At 57.6% G+C, this 16,880-nt stretch carries 15 protein-coding genes; 10 read left to right on the top strand and 5 right to left on the bottom strand.

Going from position 1 to position 16,880, the window contains the following annotated elements; all coding sequences use genetic code 11:
- Nucleotides 1-20 precede the first annotated feature (20 nt).
- The 3 genes from ABIE13_RS00725 to ABIE13_RS00715 are packed head-to-tail and all read right to left on the bottom strand — an operon-like array spanning nt 21 to nt 2,655.
- On the bottom strand, nt 21-866 hold the full coding sequence (locus ABIE13_RS00725; RefSeq protein WP_354440280.1) for a transporter substrate-binding domain-containing protein: 846 nt from the start codon (nt 864-866) through the stop codon (nt 21-23).
- A gap of 41 nt (nt 867-907) precedes the next feature.
- The gene (locus ABIE13_RS00720; protein WP_354440278.1) at nt 908-1,831 is read right to left on the bottom strand and encodes an aminotransferase class IV; all 924 of its coding nucleotides are present in this window, start codon (nt 1,829-1,831) and stop codon (nt 908-910) included.
- A 38-nt stretch (nt 1,832-1,869) separates the two neighbouring features.
- Nucleotides 1,870-2,655 carry an amino acid ABC transporter ATP-binding protein gene (locus ABIE13_RS00715; RefSeq protein ID WP_354440277.1) on the bottom strand — a complete coding sequence of 262 codons (786 nt, stop codon included), beginning with the start codon at nt 2,653-2,655 and terminating at the stop codon, nt 1,870-1,872.
- Nucleotides 2,656-2,782: 127 nt separating this feature from the next.
- Here ABIE13_RS00715 and xth point away from each other — a divergent pair, with 127 nt between their 5' ends.
- The gene (gene xth, locus ABIE13_RS00710) at nt 2,783-3,559 is read left to right on the top strand and encodes an exodeoxyribonuclease III (protein ID WP_354440275.1); all 777 of its coding nucleotides are present in this window, start codon (nt 2,783-2,785) and stop codon (nt 3,557-3,559) included.
- 53 nt (nt 3,560-3,612) lie between these two features.
- Here xth and ABIE13_RS00705 read toward each other — a convergent pair whose 3' ends face one another.
- Complete coding sequence (locus ABIE13_RS00705; RefSeq protein ID WP_354440273.1) at nt 3,613-4,539, bottom strand: LysR family transcriptional regulator; 927 nt, start codon at nt 4,537-4,539, stop codon at nt 3,613-3,615.
- A 237-nt stretch (nt 4,540-4,776) separates the two neighbouring features.
- Between ABIE13_RS00705 and ABIE13_RS00700 the strand changes: the two genes are divergently transcribed.
- The 8 genes from ABIE13_RS00700 (at nt 4,777) to ABIE13_RS00665 (ending at nt 14,086) form a co-directional block, all read left to right on the top strand.
- The gene (locus ABIE13_RS00700) at nt 4,777-6,189 is read left to right on the top strand and encodes an MmgE/PrpD family protein (protein ID WP_354440272.1); all 1,413 of its coding nucleotides are present in this window, start codon (nt 4,777-4,779) and stop codon (nt 6,187-6,189) included.
- Between the two features lie 51 nt (nt 6,190-6,240).
- The gene (locus ABIE13_RS00695) at nt 6,241-7,224 is read left to right on the top strand and encodes a tripartite tricarboxylate transporter substrate binding protein (protein WP_354440270.1); all 984 of its coding nucleotides are present in this window, start codon (nt 6,241-6,243) and stop codon (nt 7,222-7,224) included.
- 225 nt (nt 7,225-7,449) lie between these two features.
- Entirely contained in the window at nt 7,450-8,721 is a 1,272-nt protein-coding gene (locus ABIE13_RS00690) for an acetyl-CoA hydrolase/transferase family protein (RefSeq protein WP_354440268.1), read from the top strand.
- Between the two features lie 37 nt (nt 8,722-8,758).
- On the top strand, nt 8,759-9,937 hold the full coding sequence (locus ABIE13_RS00685; protein WP_354440266.1) for an acyl-CoA dehydrogenase family protein: 1,179 nt from the start codon (nt 8,759-8,761) through the stop codon (nt 9,935-9,937).
- Between the two features lie 2 nt (nt 9,938-9,939).
- A complete protein-coding gene (locus ABIE13_RS00680) occupies nt 9,940-10,815 on the top strand; it encodes an HpcH/HpaI aldolase/citrate lyase family protein (protein WP_354440265.1) in 876 nt (291 codons plus the stop codon).
- Between the two features lie 17 nt (nt 10,816-10,832).
- Nucleotides 10,833-12,038, top strand: a complete 1,206-nt coding sequence (locus tag ABIE13_RS00675; protein ID WP_354440263.1) for a CaiB/BaiF CoA transferase family protein — start codon at nt 10,833-10,835, stop codon at nt 12,036-12,038.
- Between the two features lie 258 nt (nt 12,039-12,296).
- Nucleotides 12,297-13,757: an aldehyde dehydrogenase family protein gene (locus ABIE13_RS00670; protein ID WP_354440261.1), complete on the top strand. Its 1,461-nt coding sequence runs from the start codon at nt 12,297-12,299 to the stop codon at nt 13,755-13,757.
- A gap of 107 nt (nt 13,758-13,864) precedes the next feature.
- Nucleotides 13,865-14,086: a hypothetical protein gene (locus ABIE13_RS00665; RefSeq protein WP_354440259.1), complete on the top strand. Its 222-nt coding sequence runs from the start codon at nt 13,865-13,867 to the stop codon at nt 14,084-14,086.
- Between the two features lie 75 nt (nt 14,087-14,161).
- On the opposite strand, the gene ABIE13_RS00660 is transcribed toward ABIE13_RS00665, so the two are convergent.
- Nucleotides 14,162-15,130, bottom strand: a complete 969-nt coding sequence (locus tag ABIE13_RS00660) for a Bug family tripartite tricarboxylate transporter substrate binding protein (protein ID WP_354440257.1) — start codon at nt 15,128-15,130, stop codon at nt 14,162-14,164.
- 300 nt (nt 15,131-15,430) lie between these two features.
- Here ABIE13_RS00660 and ABIE13_RS00655 point away from each other — a divergent pair, with 300 nt between their 5' ends.
- Entirely contained in the window at nt 15,431-16,870 is a 1,440-nt protein-coding gene (locus tag ABIE13_RS00655) for an aldehyde dehydrogenase family protein (protein WP_354440256.1), read from the top strand.
- Nucleotides 16,871-16,880 lie beyond the last annotated feature (10 nt).

Genomic DNA, 16,880 nt, shown 5'->3' with positions numbered 1-16,880 from the left:
GGCTGCGCCTAGTCGGCTATTTATTTTTCCAGAGCTTCTTTGGTCACACCGGGTTGTTTTTCCGGATCGAGCCCCTTGGTCTTGAGGTATTGGCTATAGAGAGTTTGAGTCTGGCCAGAGTCATACATCTTCTTGAATTGCTGGTCTAGCATGTCCCGAAAGGCGGGTTCCTTCTCCTTGCGTACACCCGCACTGGTGGGGATAGCGACGACGGGTTTAGGCACTTGCACACTGCCTTTCTTGATCTTGGAGTAAGCGATGGCAAGCACGGAGTGATAAAAGCCAATCGCATCGACCCTGCCTGCATTGAACGCGGCCACGGTCTCGTCGGTATTGGTAAAGCGCTCAATCCTGGCGTTCGGCAAGCGCTTGGTTAGATCACGGTCCGTTGCAGTGCCCAGAGCCACGCCGATGCGAACGTCGGGCTTGTTCAGATCCTCCCAGTTCTTCGCAACAAGACCATCCTTTGCCAAGACGCCTTGCGCATACCAAAGCAGAGGTGTGGCCGGAAAGTCAATAGCTCGCTTGCGTTCCTCTGTTGCGTCAAGCACAAACATCACGTCGAATTGACCCGACTGAAGACCGGCTACGCTGTTCCCCCAAGTCGTCTCGACAGGAATCATCTTGACGCCCATACTCTTTGCAATCTGCTCGCCTACCAGGACACCTACGCCACTCCATTGGCCAGATACCGGGTCACGGTAATACCAAGGATCGCCTGCAGCCACGCCGATTTTCAACTGTCCAGACTGCTTGACCTTATCAAGGGTTTGGGCGCCCGTGGCGGCCCCAGCCAGCAGGCCCATGCAGGCAAGCCCTGCAACGATGGTGCGGCGAAGAGCCGCAGAGCGAGAAAAAACGGTCATGGGAAGCTCCTGTCAGAGGTTGGTTATGAGGAGTTGGAAACTCAGGCAATGATGTACTGCTGATACAGATCATTGAGGCGACTGGTGAGCGAGCCCATGCCCTCGGTGGGCACCCTCCGGCCGTCGATCATGGAAACGGGGGTAATGCCGCCCAATGTTCCCGTCACAAAAGCTTCTTGTGCTGCATAGGTCTCAGCCAATGTGTAGTCGCCTTCGTGAACGGGAATGCCAGCTTCTCGCGCAAGACGAAGAATGGTCGCTCTGGTAATGCCATTGAAGCAGTAGCGTCCCGATGAGGTCCAAAGCGCGCCATCCCGGACCACAAAGAAATTAGTCGAATTGCAACTGGAGACAAACCCGTGCGGGTCCAGCATGATGGCCTCATCCGCTCCGGCGTTGATCGCCTGAATCAGCGCCTGTATGAAGTTCAGGCGGCTGTGGGAATTGAGGCGGAGGTCGAATACATCAGGAGCACTGCAACGGATAGTGGACGTGTAAAGCGAGAGCCCTTTTTTCTTTGCAGAGGCGTCCACGACCTTGTGTTCGGCAACGCACACGACTGTCGCCTTGCCGATGATGAAACGCGGGTCCTGATTGGGCGTTTTCTTGACACCGCGTGTGACCATCAACCTGGCATGAGCACCATCTACCATGCCGTTGGTCTCGAATGTCTTGGTAATGACATTCTTGACTTCCTCTCGGGACAACCCGATGTCCATGGCAATGGAATTCGCACCTTCAAACAGGCGATTGACGTGCAGGTCGAAGGAAATGACTTTGCCGTTGACAAGACGAACACCTTCCCAGACCCCGTCACCGCAGACGTAGCCCGCGTCAAAAACGGAGATGCGCGCCTCCTGACGCGGAACATACTCTCCGTTGATATAGACAAGCACTGTCTCGTTTCTATCGTCCGCGCGATACGCCTGGGAACTGGTTGTTGAAGCTTGGGGGGAAAGTTGCATAGTTGGCCTTCAAGAATCTAGAGGGGGCGGCTTCGGCTTCAGAAGCTGAATGCCGTAAACCGCTCAAGGAAGCGTTGCGTCCGCTCTTTCTGCGGGTTTCGGAGCACCTCGTCAGGGGTACCTGTCTCGTAGAACTGACCGTCCGCAAGAAATAGAACCTTGTTCGCGTAGTGATAGGCAAACCCCAGTTCGTGAGTCACCAGGAGCATCGTCCGCCCCTCCTGAGCCAGGTCCTTGATAACGTTCAAGACTTCTCCCACCAGTTCTGGGTCCAGGGACGAGGTCGGCTCGTCGAACAACAGAACCTCAGGTTCCATCGCAAGAGCGCGGGCAATAGCAACCCGTTGTTGCTGACCACCAGACAAACGCCCTGGATAAGCATCCGCCTTGTGCGCCATACCAACCTTCTCCAATTGCGCCATGGAACGCTGCCGGGCGATCTTTGCCTCAAGCCCAAGCACGGTGGTCAACCCTTCCATGACATTGCCTAATACCGTCATGTGGGGGAACAGGTTGAACTGCTGGAAAACCATGCCGACCTGTTTGCGAACTTCCGAGAGTTCGCTCTGCGAATAAGACGTACGCTCGCCCTTGGCGTCCAGGCCAGATGGCTTGCCTATGCGCTTGCCTTTCAGTTCAATGCTTCCGGACGTGGGTATCTCCATGAAATTCAGGCATCGAAGGAATGTGCTCTTGCCAGAACCACTGGATCCGAGAACCGCGACCCGATCACCCGGCTGGACATCAAAGTCAATGCCTTTGAGTACATGGTTTTCGCCAAACCACTTGTGCAACCCGCTGATACGAACGATTGGAGCAGTCATAGGTCAAGACCAATTTCAAAGATGGTTAGTTTGTTTGATTGTCCGACAATCAACAATCGGGTTTTCACTTAAGAAAAACTTATCCACTCAATACAGCCGGCAATAAAAATATATAGTTGGCAGGCCTATGAAAATCACTACCTGGAACGTCAACTCCCTCACCGCCCGACTGCAGCACGTGCTGGATTGGCTCACTGCCAACCCCGTCGACGTGCTGGCTTTGCAGGAGCTCAAGCTCACCGACGACAAGTTTCCGCACGATGCGCTGCGTGAGATTGGGTACGAAGCGGTTGCCTTCGGACAGAAGACTTACAACGGCGTCGCCCTGCTCTCTCGTTCGCCCGTGGCCAACGTCGCGCGCAACATAGAAGGCTTTGCAGATGAATCGGCTCGCGTCATTGCGGGAACGGTAGAAACGCCCAACGGCCCACTTCGTGTGGTCAACGGCTACTTCGTCAATGGTCAGGAGCCGGGCTCCGAGAAGTTTCAGTACAAGTTGAATTGGCTCAATGGCCTGCAAAGCTGGTTACGCAACGAACTGGCAGCTCACCCGCGTCTGGTGCTGCTGGGGGATTTCAACATCGCGCCTGAAGACCGCGATAGCTACGACCCCGTGGGCCTGGCTGAAACCATTCATCACACCACCGTGGAGAGAGATCACTTCAAGGCGCTGTTGGGCCTCGGCCTGCACGATGCCTTCCGCATGTTCGACCAACCTCCCAAGAGTTTTTCCTGGTGGGACTACCGCATGCTGGGCTACCAGAAAAACCGGGGCTTGCGCATTGACCATATCCTGGTCAGCACGCCTCTGGTTCCGCAAGTCAAGGCTTGCAGTGTGGACCGTGTTCCGCGCAAATGGACCAAGCCCAGCGACCACGCGCCTGTCACCGTGGAGCTAGGCTAAATAGCCTGTCGCGTTCGGACGGGCCAACGCGAACGGCTCAGGCCTTGGGCTGTTCACACGCCCGTGTCGGAACCCACGTTCAGGGTAGTTACCTCAGGCCAGACCCGCGCTGCGGAATCCAGAAATGCCCGGATGAGCGGGTCATTACGCCGGCTCGCCAAGTGCGCGGCGCAAAGAGAATACTGAGACGGCACGGATAGGGGCGAAACGACCAGGCGCCCTGCCGCTTCACCCTCTACAGCGTGCTCTCGCCTGACCAACGTCACACCTGCCCCGCGCTCGACCAGTGCGCGTGCGGAGGTGGCGTTATCAAACCCTATGACGGTGTTGAGCGTGAGACCCCTGGCACCAAATACCTCCTGCAAGACCGCTGAATAAGCCATGCCGCTGTCTGCAGGCGCGATCCAGGGAAGATCCGCCAATTCTTGCCAGCTGGCCGATTCGATCTGCTCCTTCCAGCTCACTGGCCCGACGATGCTGAAGTGCACTCGCGTCAGTTCATGGTAGACCAGTGCGGCATCCGTGGGGCGGTCCAGCAGCACACCTATGTCCAATTCCCCGTTCTTGAGTCCCTGGCGTGTACTGGATGAGGGGCGCACCCGCAAATCGACCTTGATCAGCCTGTGGTGCGAGCGCAGGTCAGAAACCACTTCTCCCAATCGGTTGGCGGTGAGATCGCTGCTGGTTCCCACCATCAAGGTTCCCTGGATCTTTCCCTTCAGTTCGCTGGCAAAGGACGAAAACAGCACCGCCTCGTTCAACAGCAGCTTGGCTTTGCGCACCAGTGTCTCGCCGGCCTGGGTAAGCTCCAGGCTTCGATTGGTGCGCACAAATAGTTGAGTGTCCAGATGCTCCTCTATGGCGCGCACGTGGGCACTGGCTGCGGACAGACTGATGTGCAAGCGCTCCGCAGCACGGGTGAGATGCTGCTCTTCGGCCACGGCCACGAAAGTGCGTAGCTGAACAAGATCAATCAACATGGTGTTGGCTCCATTTTCTTAGGCAACTGCCTCGGCTGGCCAGCGCGGCGCCCATTGTCGCTTCTCAATGAGCGTGACAACTCAAAAGTTGCCTGTTTGACCCATTTTCCTCCAAGGGTAAGCCCATGGATCAACCGAACCTTCACGAGACATGAAGACGGTGTTCCGAAAAACGCCATGGACACAGCGGGCTTCCATTTCTAGACTAGCCCCACTTATCCATAGAAGGTCTGGTTCATGCAAGAGACAACGACAGAAGACTACGCGGTCACCCTTAGCCGGTTCGCCACTCAGCTGTCGCTGGATACTCTACCTCCAGAGGCCGTATTGGCCGCCAAAGCCAATATCTTCGACACCCTGGCGTGCGCTGCCGCCGGTTCGAGCGCCGCAGGCATATCGGAACTTCATGGTCTGGCCACTCAGTGGGGCGGCGCGCCGCAAGCCAGCATACTGGTCTTCGGAGACAAGGTGCCCGCCCATCAGGCCGCCTGGGTCAATGGTGCCATGGCGCACGCCAGGGACTACGACGATACACATGACGCAGCCGTTCTCCATGCGGGTGTTTCAGTGGTGCCCGCCGCTCTAGCGGCTGCGGAACTTGCGGGCGGCGTGTCTGGCTCCGACTTTATCGCGGGCGTGGCCGCCGGCCTGGAAACCATTTGCCGCATTGGTGTTGCAACGCAGATTGGCATCATCGAGAGCGGGTATATGTACACCTCACTGTTCGGTCACTTTGGCGCTACCGTGGCCGCCGGACGCGTGCTCGGATTGAACGAAACCCAGATGATCAACGCACTGGGCATAGATTACTCGCAGGTCGCCGGCAACCATCAGGTCACCCGGGATGCTGCGCTCACCAAGCGCATGCAACCGGGCTTCGCAGCCATGGCAGCACTGATCTCGGTACAGATGGCGCGTGTCGGTATTCGCGGAGCGCAAAAAACCTTCGAAGGCGAAGACGGCTTTCTGAGGGTTTACCTGCATGACCGGTGCGACCGCGCCGTGTTGCGAGATGGCTTGGGCGAACGCTTCGAGTTCACCCAACTGAGCTACAAGCCCTTTCCTTGCTGCCGCTTCAATCATCCTGCCATCAGTGCGGCCTTGACCTTGCGCAAGACGATTGGACAGCGGGTGGACCGCATCCGGGCCATTCGAGTCGGTTTGAATCACCAGGCCTACCAAGCCGTCTGCACTCCAGTAGAGGTGCGCAAGGCGCCTAAGACCATCGTTCAAGCACAGTTCAGTATTCCTTACACCGTAGCCACGGCGCTGATAGACGGCCGGGTGGGCATGGATCATTTTGCGGACGCATCTCTGGTACGAAAGGATCTGCTCGCCCTCGCCAGCAAAGTGGACGCATCCGTTGATGCCGACATTGAACGCCAGGCGGGCCGCAATATCTCGCCCGTGCTGGTGGAAATTGAAATGGACGACGGCACCGTTCACCGTGAACGCGTGGATGTGCCCCTGGGGCATCCCGATGCCCCCATGTCTGAGGATGACTTCAATGGCAAAGCCCACGATTGCATGCGCGCGTCGATTCGCCCCCTCGGCGACGATGCCGTGGCCCGGCTACGCGCTCAGGTCAATCAGCTTGAAAAACAGAGCGATGCCCGTGAACTCATCAAAGCCTTGAGCCCTGTCACATGACGGTTTCATAGCGCGCGATCAAGACCCAAACAACTAATTGAAGGAGACAACATGAGCGATTTCAGAAACATCAGCCGCCGAATGATGCTTGCTGCTGGCGCGGGCGCACTGCTTCCGCTACAAGCCAATGCACAAGCAGCCTTTCCAACAAAACCCATCAAACTGGTGGTCCCTTTCACACCAGGTGGCAGCAATGACATCTTGTCGCGCATGGTGGGAGCCAAGTTGAGCACCCGCCTGGGGCATGCGGTCGTCATTGAGAACAAAGGTGGCGGCGGCGGCACCTTGGGCACAGACTTCGTGGCCAAATCTCCAGCTGATGGTTACACCCTGCTGTTCGCATCCACATCTGTCACAACCAATGCCGCCAGTGGCAAGAAATTGCCGTATGACCTGTTCAAGGATCTACAGCCAATTGGTCTACTGGGCGCAACCCCGTTCGTGATTGTTGTGGGCAACCAGGTCAAGGCCAATACGCTTTCTGAGTTCATTGCACTGGCACGCGCCAATCCGAAAGCCGTGAACTACGGGACTGCCGGCATCGGTGGCATCAACCATCTGGGAACTGAACTGTTTGCCTCCGCCGCGAAGATCGAAATGACCCACGTGCCCTACAAAGGCATTGGCCACGCCTTCACCGATCTGATGGGAGGCTCCTTGCAGATGACGCTGCCTACCCTGGCCTCGGTGCTGCCTCATATCCGTGGCGGCAAGATGCGGGCTCTGGCCATCACGAGTGCAGCGCGCTCACCGCTGGCTCCAGAAATTCCAACGGCATCTGAAGCTGGTCTTCCAGACTTCCAGTTGGAAGCCTGGTATGGCCTCCTGGGCCCCGCCAATATGCCCGCTGCTGTCGTCAGCAAGCTCAACACAGAACTTAACTGGGCTCTCACCCAGCCCGATGTGAAAGAAGCGATGGCGCGCGAAGCCGCGACCACCACGCCAGGCGCGCCCGAGCAGTTCACCAACCTGATGAAGTCAGAAGTCAATCGCTGGAGCAAGCTGATCACCGAGAAGAACATCCAGATCGACTGAGGTCATTAGCAAGAAGACCGATCTCTGGACCGCGTCCGAACCTCGGATAGCCGTTCGCTCAGCGTGGCCCGTCCCAAGTTGTCGAAGCAAGGAAGCGTTGTGCAAGACCCTTCGACAAACTCAGGACAGGCTTCGACAAGCTCAGCCCGAACGGCGGAATGGCTCAGACGGTGGTTTTGCTCAGACGGTGGGTTAGCTCACACGTCATTTTGGACTGAATAAGCAATGAAGCAGATATCTCTCACTCAACTGCGGTTCGCCGAGTTACTGGTACCAGGTGATGTCATTGCCTGGCCTCAGGGTCCTGGCGAACCTCTGGCCCTGACTGAGCGCCTGGTAGAGCAACGGGCGGAACTGAGCCGCCCGGCACTTCAGTTTGGCCTGACTCAGTCGCCCACACTGCGCCCGGAACTTGCGGAACACTTTGACTTTCGCGCACTCAATGGCGCGGGCACCAGCCGCAGAGTCACCGCCTTGGCAGACATCATTCCCTGCCAGATCAGCACTATGCCCGCCTTGCTTAGAAGCGGTCGGCTCAGAGTGGATGTAGCCCTCATCCAGGTGCGCCCTCTTCCAAGCGGTGGTTTTACAACTGGCGTGATCGCTGACTTCACCCAGGCCATGATTGAGCGCGCCCGCGTGGTCGTCGCATTGCTCAATCCTTCGCTGCCGTTGATGGGCGGCGACGCCTGTGTAGATGAGTCAGACATTGACTGGCTGGTAGACGGCGACAGCCGCATCATCGACATGCCAGACCCTGCACCATCCTCGGTAGAACTTGAGGTAGCTGCACGTGTTGCCGCGCTCATACCCAACCGCGCCACTGTACAGCTCGGCATCGGAACTCTGCCGGCCGCTGTGGCGAAGTACCTGAATCATCACCAGGAGCTTGGTGTGCATTCCGGGGTGGTTTCTGATGTGCTGGTGGACCTTGTCGAGCAAGGCATCGTCACCAACGCATACAAGGGTGCAGACGTGGGCCGCACAGTGACCGGTGGCCTCTTCGGCACGCAACGCTTGCGAGATTTTGCTGAGCAAAGCAAGCTCGTAGAGCTGTGCAACGCAGGGTACACACACCAGATCAGCACCGCTCAATCGCTGTCCGCATTTCATTCGATCAATTCCGTGATCGAGATGGATCTTTCGGGCCAGGCCAACGCTGAAATTGCAGGCGGCCGCTATCTGGGCGCCATCGGCGGTCTGGTGGACTTCATACGCGCAGGCACAGTGTCGCCCGGTGGGCAGTCCATTCTGGCCTTTCCCTCGACCACGCCAGATGGCAAGAACTCTCGAATTGTGGCTTCGCTGGGCAACCGACCTGTCACCGTGCCTCGTGTCGAGGTCGATGTGGTCGTGACCGAGCACGGCGTGGCTCATCTGCGCGGTTGCTCCCTGACCGAACGTGCCAAACGCTTGCTGGCCATAGCACACCCGGACCATAGGGAGTCACTTGAACGAGCGCTGCGCGCCTCGGACCAAGCCTCCAACCCTGCCTGAATCAAGAATTTCTTTCGCCTTACCAACAGAGTCTCATATGAACCCCGTCCAACTCAAGCTTTCCGATGAACAACGTGCCCTGGTGGGTGCTGTACGCGACTTGTCTCACTCCAAGGACTTCCGCGGAAACTCCATCAAGTACCTGGATGGCACCTACCCTTGGGAAAACCTGGATGCACTGGCAGAAATCGGCATCCTTGGCATGTCCATACCAGAAGAGTACGGCGGTTCCAATCTGCCTGTTTTTGACACGGCTTTGGTGGTTGAAGAGGTTGCCAAGGGCTGCTACGTTACCGCGATGGCTCTGATGGGCATGCTGGGCGTTCAGGTTCGCGTGATTTCCACGTACGCGCCTGAATCCATGAAGCGCGATATTCTGCCTAAGGTTGCCGCAGGCAAGGTCCACCTTGCCGTTTGCATGACAGAGCCGCATGCAGGCACCGACGTCCCTAACTACAAGACCAACACCGTCATCAAGGACACACACGCCGTGGTCAATGGTGTGAAGACGCTCATCAGCCGCGCCAACGAGGCCGAGTGGTTTGTGGTGTTCACGCGTATCAATGGTTCTCCCGGACGCCATGGCATAGGCTGCGTGCTGGTCAATCGCAACTACCCAGGCTTCGAAGTCACCGCTCGCTATCACACCATGGGGGGCGAATACCTGGCAGAGATTCAGTTCAACAACGTCGAGGTTCCGCTCGAAAACGTGATCTTGCGTGAAGGCGGTATGAAACAGCTGATGAGCGCTTTCAACACACAGCGTTGCCTGAATCCAAGCATCTCGCTCGGCATGGCTGAAGCCGCCTTCGAAGAAGCCATCAAGTACGTGCGTGAGCGCACCATCCGAGGGCAGGCAGTTGCCAATTTCCAGGGCATTCAATGGAAGCTGGCTGAAATGTACAGAGACATCGAAGCTGGTCGCGCCCTGCTCTATCAGGCAGCGCTCTCGGCCAACCCTTTCCCTGACCCCTATCAGGCAGGCGTGGCCAAGATGTTTGTGAACGAAATGGCGATTCGCGTCGCCAACGAAGCCTTGCAGGTCCATGGTGGCTATGGCTTCACAGACGACTATCCCATCTCGCGCATCTACCGCGGCGTACGCTACGGCACACTGGGCGGTGGAGCCACAGAAGCCTTGAAAGACCTCGTGGGCAAAAAACTCGTCAACGACTTCGATCCCGTCGACGGATTCCTTTCCATGGGTAACTTCTAAAAATGCGCTCGCTTCTCTTCGTTCCGGGGCACGACGAGCGCAAGCTCGTCAAGGGTCTCAGCTGCAGCGCTGATGCGCTGATCGTCGATCTGGAGGATGCCGTTCCGGAGGCAGAGAAGCCACGCGCACGGGGCATCACCTCAGACTTCGTCAAGGCCCACTACGCCGAAGTCCCCATCTTTGTTCGCATTAACGCCTTTTCTACCGGGTGGGCGCAGGATGACTTAGCCGCAGTGGTGCTTGCGCGCCCGTACGGCATTGTGTTGCCAAAATGCGCATCGTCGCGGGACGTCAAGCTTCTGAGCATTCACTTGAGTGCGCTGGAAGCACGGGAAGGCATACCCGCAGGAAGCATCCGGATCTTGCCCATCGTCACAGAAACGGCAGCCTCCGTGCTGGGAGCGGCAAGTTACGGTGAGCATCCTAATGACAGGCTGGTCGGCTTGACCTGGGGCGGCGAAGATCTGGCTGCAGACATAGGAGCCACGGGCAACCGCGGGCCTGACGGTCGATACGCCCCGCTGTATGAGCTTGCCAGATCGCTCACGTTACTGGGCGCGACGTCAGCTCAAGTGGCTCCCATTGATGCTGTCTTTACCAACTTCCGCGATACCTCTGGGCTCAAGAGCGAAGCTGAGCAGGCATTGCGTGACGGTTTTACCGGAAAGATGGCCATCCATCCGGACCAGATTGGCACCATCAACGATGCTTTCACCCCCACGACCTCGGACGTGGAGTGGGCCAGGCGCGTCGTTGAAGCATTTCAGGCGGCGCCCACCAAGGGCGCCATCCAGCTCGATGGAAAGATGCTGGATCGTCCGCACCTGCGTTCGGCCCAACGCGTGCTCGCGCGTTCTGCTGCGGCAAGCGCGAATTGATTTTTTCGGAGGCAGAAATGTCAGACGCCCAAAAATATCCGCTGTCGGGGATCACCGTTCTCGACCTGTCCCATGTTTATAACGGACCTTACGCTACCTTCCTTATGGCCATGGCCGGGGCGGATGTGATCAAGATTGAGCCGTTCGAAGGCGAACACCTGAGAAGCCGTGGCGATATGGGCGGTGCGGCGCTACCGTTTGCCATGTTGAACTCCAACAAGAAACCGGTCACCTTGAACCTCAAGAAGGACAAGGGACGCGAGCTTTTTCTTGAGATGGTGCAGCGCGCTGACATCCTGGTAGAGAACTTTGCCCCTGGTGTGATGGACCGTCTGGGCCTTGGTGCAGACGTGCTGCATCAGCTCAACCCCGGGCTGATCTACGGATCTAGCTCGGGCTATGGCAAAGAAGGCCCGTACAGGGACTACCCTGCGATGGATCTCGTCATGCAAGCCATGTGCGGCGTGATCGAATGCACTGGCTACCCCGATCAGCCACCTGTTAAAGCCGGAGCAGCCCTGTGCGACTTCATGGCAGGCATTCATCTGTACGGGGCGATCATGACTGCACTTTATGAGCGCGAGCGCACTGGTGTTGGTCGTACGGTGGAAGTTTCCATGCAAGAGGCCACCTACGCGTCGCTGGCCTCGAATCTGGGCATGTTCCACGCACGTGGCGCCGCAGCGCCATCACGCACCGGCAACCGCCACGGCGGCCTGGGTATTTCTCCCTATAACGTCTACCCCACGACTGACGGTTACGTCGTGCTGAACGCCCCTGGCGACCATCATTTCCGTGCAATCCTTCAAGTGATGGGTCGCTCTGATCTCAAGGATGACCCCCGCTTTGTCAGCCGCTCTTCTCGCGTCGCGAACTTTACCGACGTAGACGCTTTGCTTGAGAGCTGGACGACCACGCTCTCCAAGCAGGAAGTGGCGGACCTTATGCTGGCTTCCAAGGTGCCCTGTGCACCTGTACGCGGGCTTTCGGAAGTCATGAACGATGAGAACATGCACGCCCGTGGCAGCCTGCAATGGATCGACCACCCAGAGATCGGCAGAGTCGCCCTGCCCCACTCCCCACTCGTCTTTGAAGACAGCCCGCGTAAACCCATAGAGCCCAGCCTGCCTTTGGGCGCCAAGAACGACGAGATCTTCGGCAAGTGGCTCGGCCACTCGCCGGAGGAATTGCAGACGCTCCGATCGGATGGAGTCATTTCCTGATCGAGCCTCTAAAGAACCGTTCGGGCAGAGGTTCTATGGGTTTAGTGAAGCGGAAAGTGTCGTTTGAACAAACAACACCGTTCAGGCTGAACCTGTCCTGAGCTCTGTCGAGGGGCTCAGCGCGAACGGACTTTTTTTGGCCCTGTCCTGAGCTCTGTCGAAGGGCCCAGCCCGACGGTGCTCAGGTGTGTGAAGCTCTGAGCAATAGTCCGCCTGCTGAAATCAGAACACGCGTTTATTTCGGAGAATTTTCTACTCATGACCAATAAGAATGCCCCCTCTACAGCGAACGCTTATAACGTGGACCTGCTCATCAATAACCAGGTTCTCGCCGGCGAAGGCGAATCACTGAGTGTGATCAGTCCCACCACCGAAGAGGTGGTGACAGAGTTTCGCGGTGCGTCACCAGCCCAGGTAGACGCCGCAGTGCAAGCCGCCAGGGCGGCGTTCGACAGCGGCGTCTGGACCGACCCCGTCAAGCGCAAAGCCATCCTGATCAAATTTGCGGACTTGATTGAAGCGCACCGTGACGAACTCATGGAAGCGTTGATGACGGAAGTCGGATCGCCCGTCAACCTCAAAGCCAATCACATAGACACGCCAGCCAACTTCATTCGTTGGTTTGCCGAAGCTGGCACGCGTGAACGCACAGTCAACCTCGGCTACAACAATACGCACACCGCCACCAGCTCAGTCGCCTATCGACCGGTGGGTGTCGTGGGGGCCATTACCGCCTTCAACTACCCCATCTTGATCGGCGGCAGCAAGGTAGGCGCCGCGTTAGCGGCTGGATGCACTGCCGTGTTGCTCTCATCACCCCAAGCCCCCATCGCAGTGGCTATGCTCGGCAAGCTTGTTCTCGAAGCCGGCTTTCCTCCTGGTGTGGTCAACATCATCTCGGGTGCTGCAGAAGCTGGCCGCGCATTGACCGAACACCCGGGCGTGGACAAGGTCAGCTTCACGGGATCCGTCAACGTGGGCCGTATCGTCATGCAGCAAGCTGCCGCAGGTCTGCGCAGCGTGGTGTTGGAGTTGGGCGGAAAATCAGCCGCCATCATGTTGCCTGGCGTGGACTACGAAAAATATGCGCTCTGGCTGCACGCCCGCTATGCGCGCAACGCGGGTCAGGGTTGCGGTTCACCCACGCGCATCCTGGTGGAGGAAAGCCGTTACGACGAGTTCGTGGAAGTCAGCCGCACGGCCTATGCGCAGATCAAGGTGGGAGACCCACGGGATCCAGCCACCATCGTCGGCCCCGTCATATCGTCCGCACAGCGTGAGCGCATTGAAGCCGGACTGGAGCGCGCCGTTGCGGCTGGGGCACACATCCTCGCGGGCGGCGGACGCCCTCCTATGGAAAAGGGCTGGTTCACCAACCCCACACTGGTGGGCAACCTGGACAATCAGGCTCCCCTGGCACGCAATGAGATTTTTGGACCTGTCTCGGTGGTGCTGACCTACCGCACCGTGGATGAAGCGATACACATCGCCAACGATTCTGAACTGGGTCTCAAGGCCTACCTTTTTGGCGCCAAAGACCAATGCCTGAAACTTGTGCCACGCCTTCGGGTGGGCACGGTTCAGATCAACGGCGGCAGCCCTCTCCGGCCTGACGCTCCCATGACGGGATACAAGCACAGCGGCGTCGGTGCCGAATGGGGTGAAGACGGTTTGCGTGAGTTCATGCTGCCGCAGCACATCGACTGTGCGCTGAACTGACACCCGCTTTCATTGAAAAAAGCGTCGATTCGGTTCGAAGAGAGGTTTTTGTTTTCGACAAACGGCAAGGTTTGTTGGAAGCAAAAATCCGGTCGAACTGAGGTTCTATGGTTTTCGTCAACCGGAATGTGGCATTCCAACTCAAAAAACCGTTCGGCCTGAGCCTGTCGAAGGCTTGCGCAACGCCACTTCGACAAGCTCAGCCCGAACGGATTGTTGTGGAGCGTAACTCCTCGGCCATACAACGGATTACGCACCTGTCGATCCTCGCGCCGCGCCACTTCGACAGGCTCAGGACAGGCTTTGACAAGAACGAAACGGTCTACTGATCTGCCACCAGCTGGCGTCAAAACATACCGCACAAACATCCCCCTCCTATCTTTAGAAAGGGGAATCTTGGGGACTTACTGCGCTTCCATCCCGGCTTGTTTAACCCATTGTTGCCATGAGGCAATCTGCTCCTTGTTGAATTCGGCCAATGCCTGAGGAGTAGAAGAACGACCGATCATGCCCAAGCGACGAAAATTCGCTTGTGCATCAGGGGTATCTATGGCTTTGACGAACGCAGCATTGAGCGAGTCGATCACCTGCTTGGGCGTGCCCCGTGGTGCATAGATCGCTGTAAACGAAACATAGTCGTAGTTTGCAATGCCGGCCTCGGCCATGGTCGGAAGCTCCGGCATAGAGGGAAGACGAACCGAAGAACTGACAGCCAAAGCGCGTATTTTTTGCTGCTTGATGAAGGCATCAGCAACAGCGGGGTCGACGAACATGAAGTCTAGACGCCCGGCGACCAACTCAAGCATGGCCTGCGACGTACCGGAGAACGCCACATCCTGCGCTTCTATCCCGGCAGCCGACTTCAGCAGCTGAACCGCAACCCGCCCACCCGCATTCCCGATTCCGTAGTTCATCTGCCCAGGTCGAGCCTTGCCGTAGGCCACCAACTCAGCCACGGATTTGATAGGCAGATCTGACCGGACCACCAACACCAATGGGTTGAGTGTGACAAGGGACACAGGCTCAAAATCTCGCAAAGGGTCATAGGACAGGCTTTTGAGCAAGAATTTATTCGCAGCCATGATCGTATTGCCCGCCAACAGGATGGTGTAGCCGTCAGGTGGGGCACGCCGCACAAAATCAGCAGCAATCACGCCCGTCGTGCTCGCCTTGCTGACAATCACAAACGGCTGCTCCAGCGTTTTGGTGGCGTCATTTCCCACATAGCGCATGATCACGTCGGAGGCTGAACCTGCCGCTGTAGAAATGATGGCCTGAATGGGCTTTGCGGGGAATTTTTCAGCCTGTGCAGCGGCAAACTGAGCACCCAATGCGAGCGTGATGGCAAACGATGCCCGAACTATCTTGATCATGAAGTCTCCTGAGTTTTTAGTGAGCGAAAGATGAGTCCAGCGCGCAGCATTGGCATGGTGGCCAGCAGGCGCTCTTTCCATTCTGGAAGCGCGAAGGGCCATCCGTCCATGGCGATTTATGAGACTCGGTCTGCGGAAATTCCGCAGCCCAAAGCGGTTCATAGGACTGTCCGCTTTCGCGAATCTGGGACACGGACTTCCGAAAAACCTCATGGACGCTCAAAAGCACGGCTCTTACACTGCTTTTTTCGCCCGTTCGCTGCGGCGTATCGGCTTGATTCACATTGGAAGAACAATCTCATGAGTCCAGGCAACAGCACCACCGCTCCAGAGCACATTCGCATGCATATCGGAGGCCAGTGGCGCGACGCCGAGCAGGTGGCGCAGGTCAAGAACCCTTATGCAGGCAATATCGTCGCCCACATGCCCGTATCGAGCCCCCGGGATCTGGACGATGCGCTGAACGCTGCACGAGGTGCGCGCGCCGCCATGGCAGATATGCCGGGTTATGAGCGGGCCGCCATGTTGCAGCGCGCTGCAGATCAAGTCGCCAAGCGAGCAGAAGATATCGCCCGAGCCATGTCGCTTGAAACCGGCAAGGCCCTGCGCGACTCTTTGCTCGAAGTGCAGCGCACATCCGGCGTGCTGCGCTTGTGTGCAGAAGAAGCTGTTCGAATTCAAGGCGAACATGTGCCCATGGACGCCAGCGCCCTTGGCGCAGGAAAAATCGGTATGGTGATGCGTTTTCCGGTGGGGGTGGTCGCAGCTATCACGCCATTCAATGCACCGGTCAATCTCGCCGCACACAAGCTGGGGCCAGCACTCGCTGCGGGCAACAGCCTGGTACTCAAGCCCTCCCCTAAAGCGCCGCTTAGCGTACATAAATTCATTGAAGCCGTGCTGGAGGCTGGTGTGCCAGAGGGTGCTGTCAATACGCTTTATGGCGATGCAGTCGCACCTCAGCTGATCTGCGATCCAAGAGTTGACTTTGTCAGCTTCACTGGTTCCATTCCCGTGGGCAAAATCATTCGCGACCGGGTGGGCATGAAACGCGTCGCATTGGAGCTGGGTGGCGTGGGTCCGACCTTTGTCCACCGCGATGCAAACTTGAAGGCGGCGGCCATCGCGTGCGCGCGCAACGCAGTGGGTCTAGCGGGTCAGAGTTGCGTGTCGGTACAGAACGTCTTCGTTCATCAAGCCATCCTGGAAGAGTTCACGGAAGCGGTTTGCCGTGAAATGGACAGTATCCGTTTTGGCGACCCCATGGATATGGCCACTGAAGTGGGCACCTTGATCGACGAGCAAGCCGCTATCAGGGTCGAAGGAATGATCACAAGAGCCCTGGAGTCTGGCGCCACAGCGCTGCGCGGTGGTGCACGTGCCGGCGCTCAATTGCCTGGGACCATTTTGACGAACGTCAAGTCCAACATGAGTATCGTCTGCGATGAGATCTTTGGCCCCGCCATGAGCATCCAACCGTATGAGCAGGTAGAAGCACTCTTCTCAGCCATCAGCGACAGTCCCTATGGATTGCAATGTGGCATCTACACCAACTCACTGGATCTCGCACTGAAAGCCATCAAGACGATCCGCACCGGTGGCGTGATTGTCAATGGCACCTCGCGCTGGCGCTCGGACCAGATGCCCTACGGCGGGGTAAAGGACAGCGGCATGGGTCGTGAGGGACCCAAGTACTCCATTCGAGACATGACTGAAGAACGGCTGTTTGTGCTGAACTGAAGGTCAGTGC

This window comes from Ottowia thiooxydans (genome assembly GCF_040548795.1).
Lineage (GTDB): Bacteria > Pseudomonadota > Gammaproteobacteria > Burkholderiales > Burkholderiaceae_C > Ottowia > Ottowia thiooxydans_A.
This window is presented reverse-complemented; position numbering and strand designations above follow the sequence as displayed.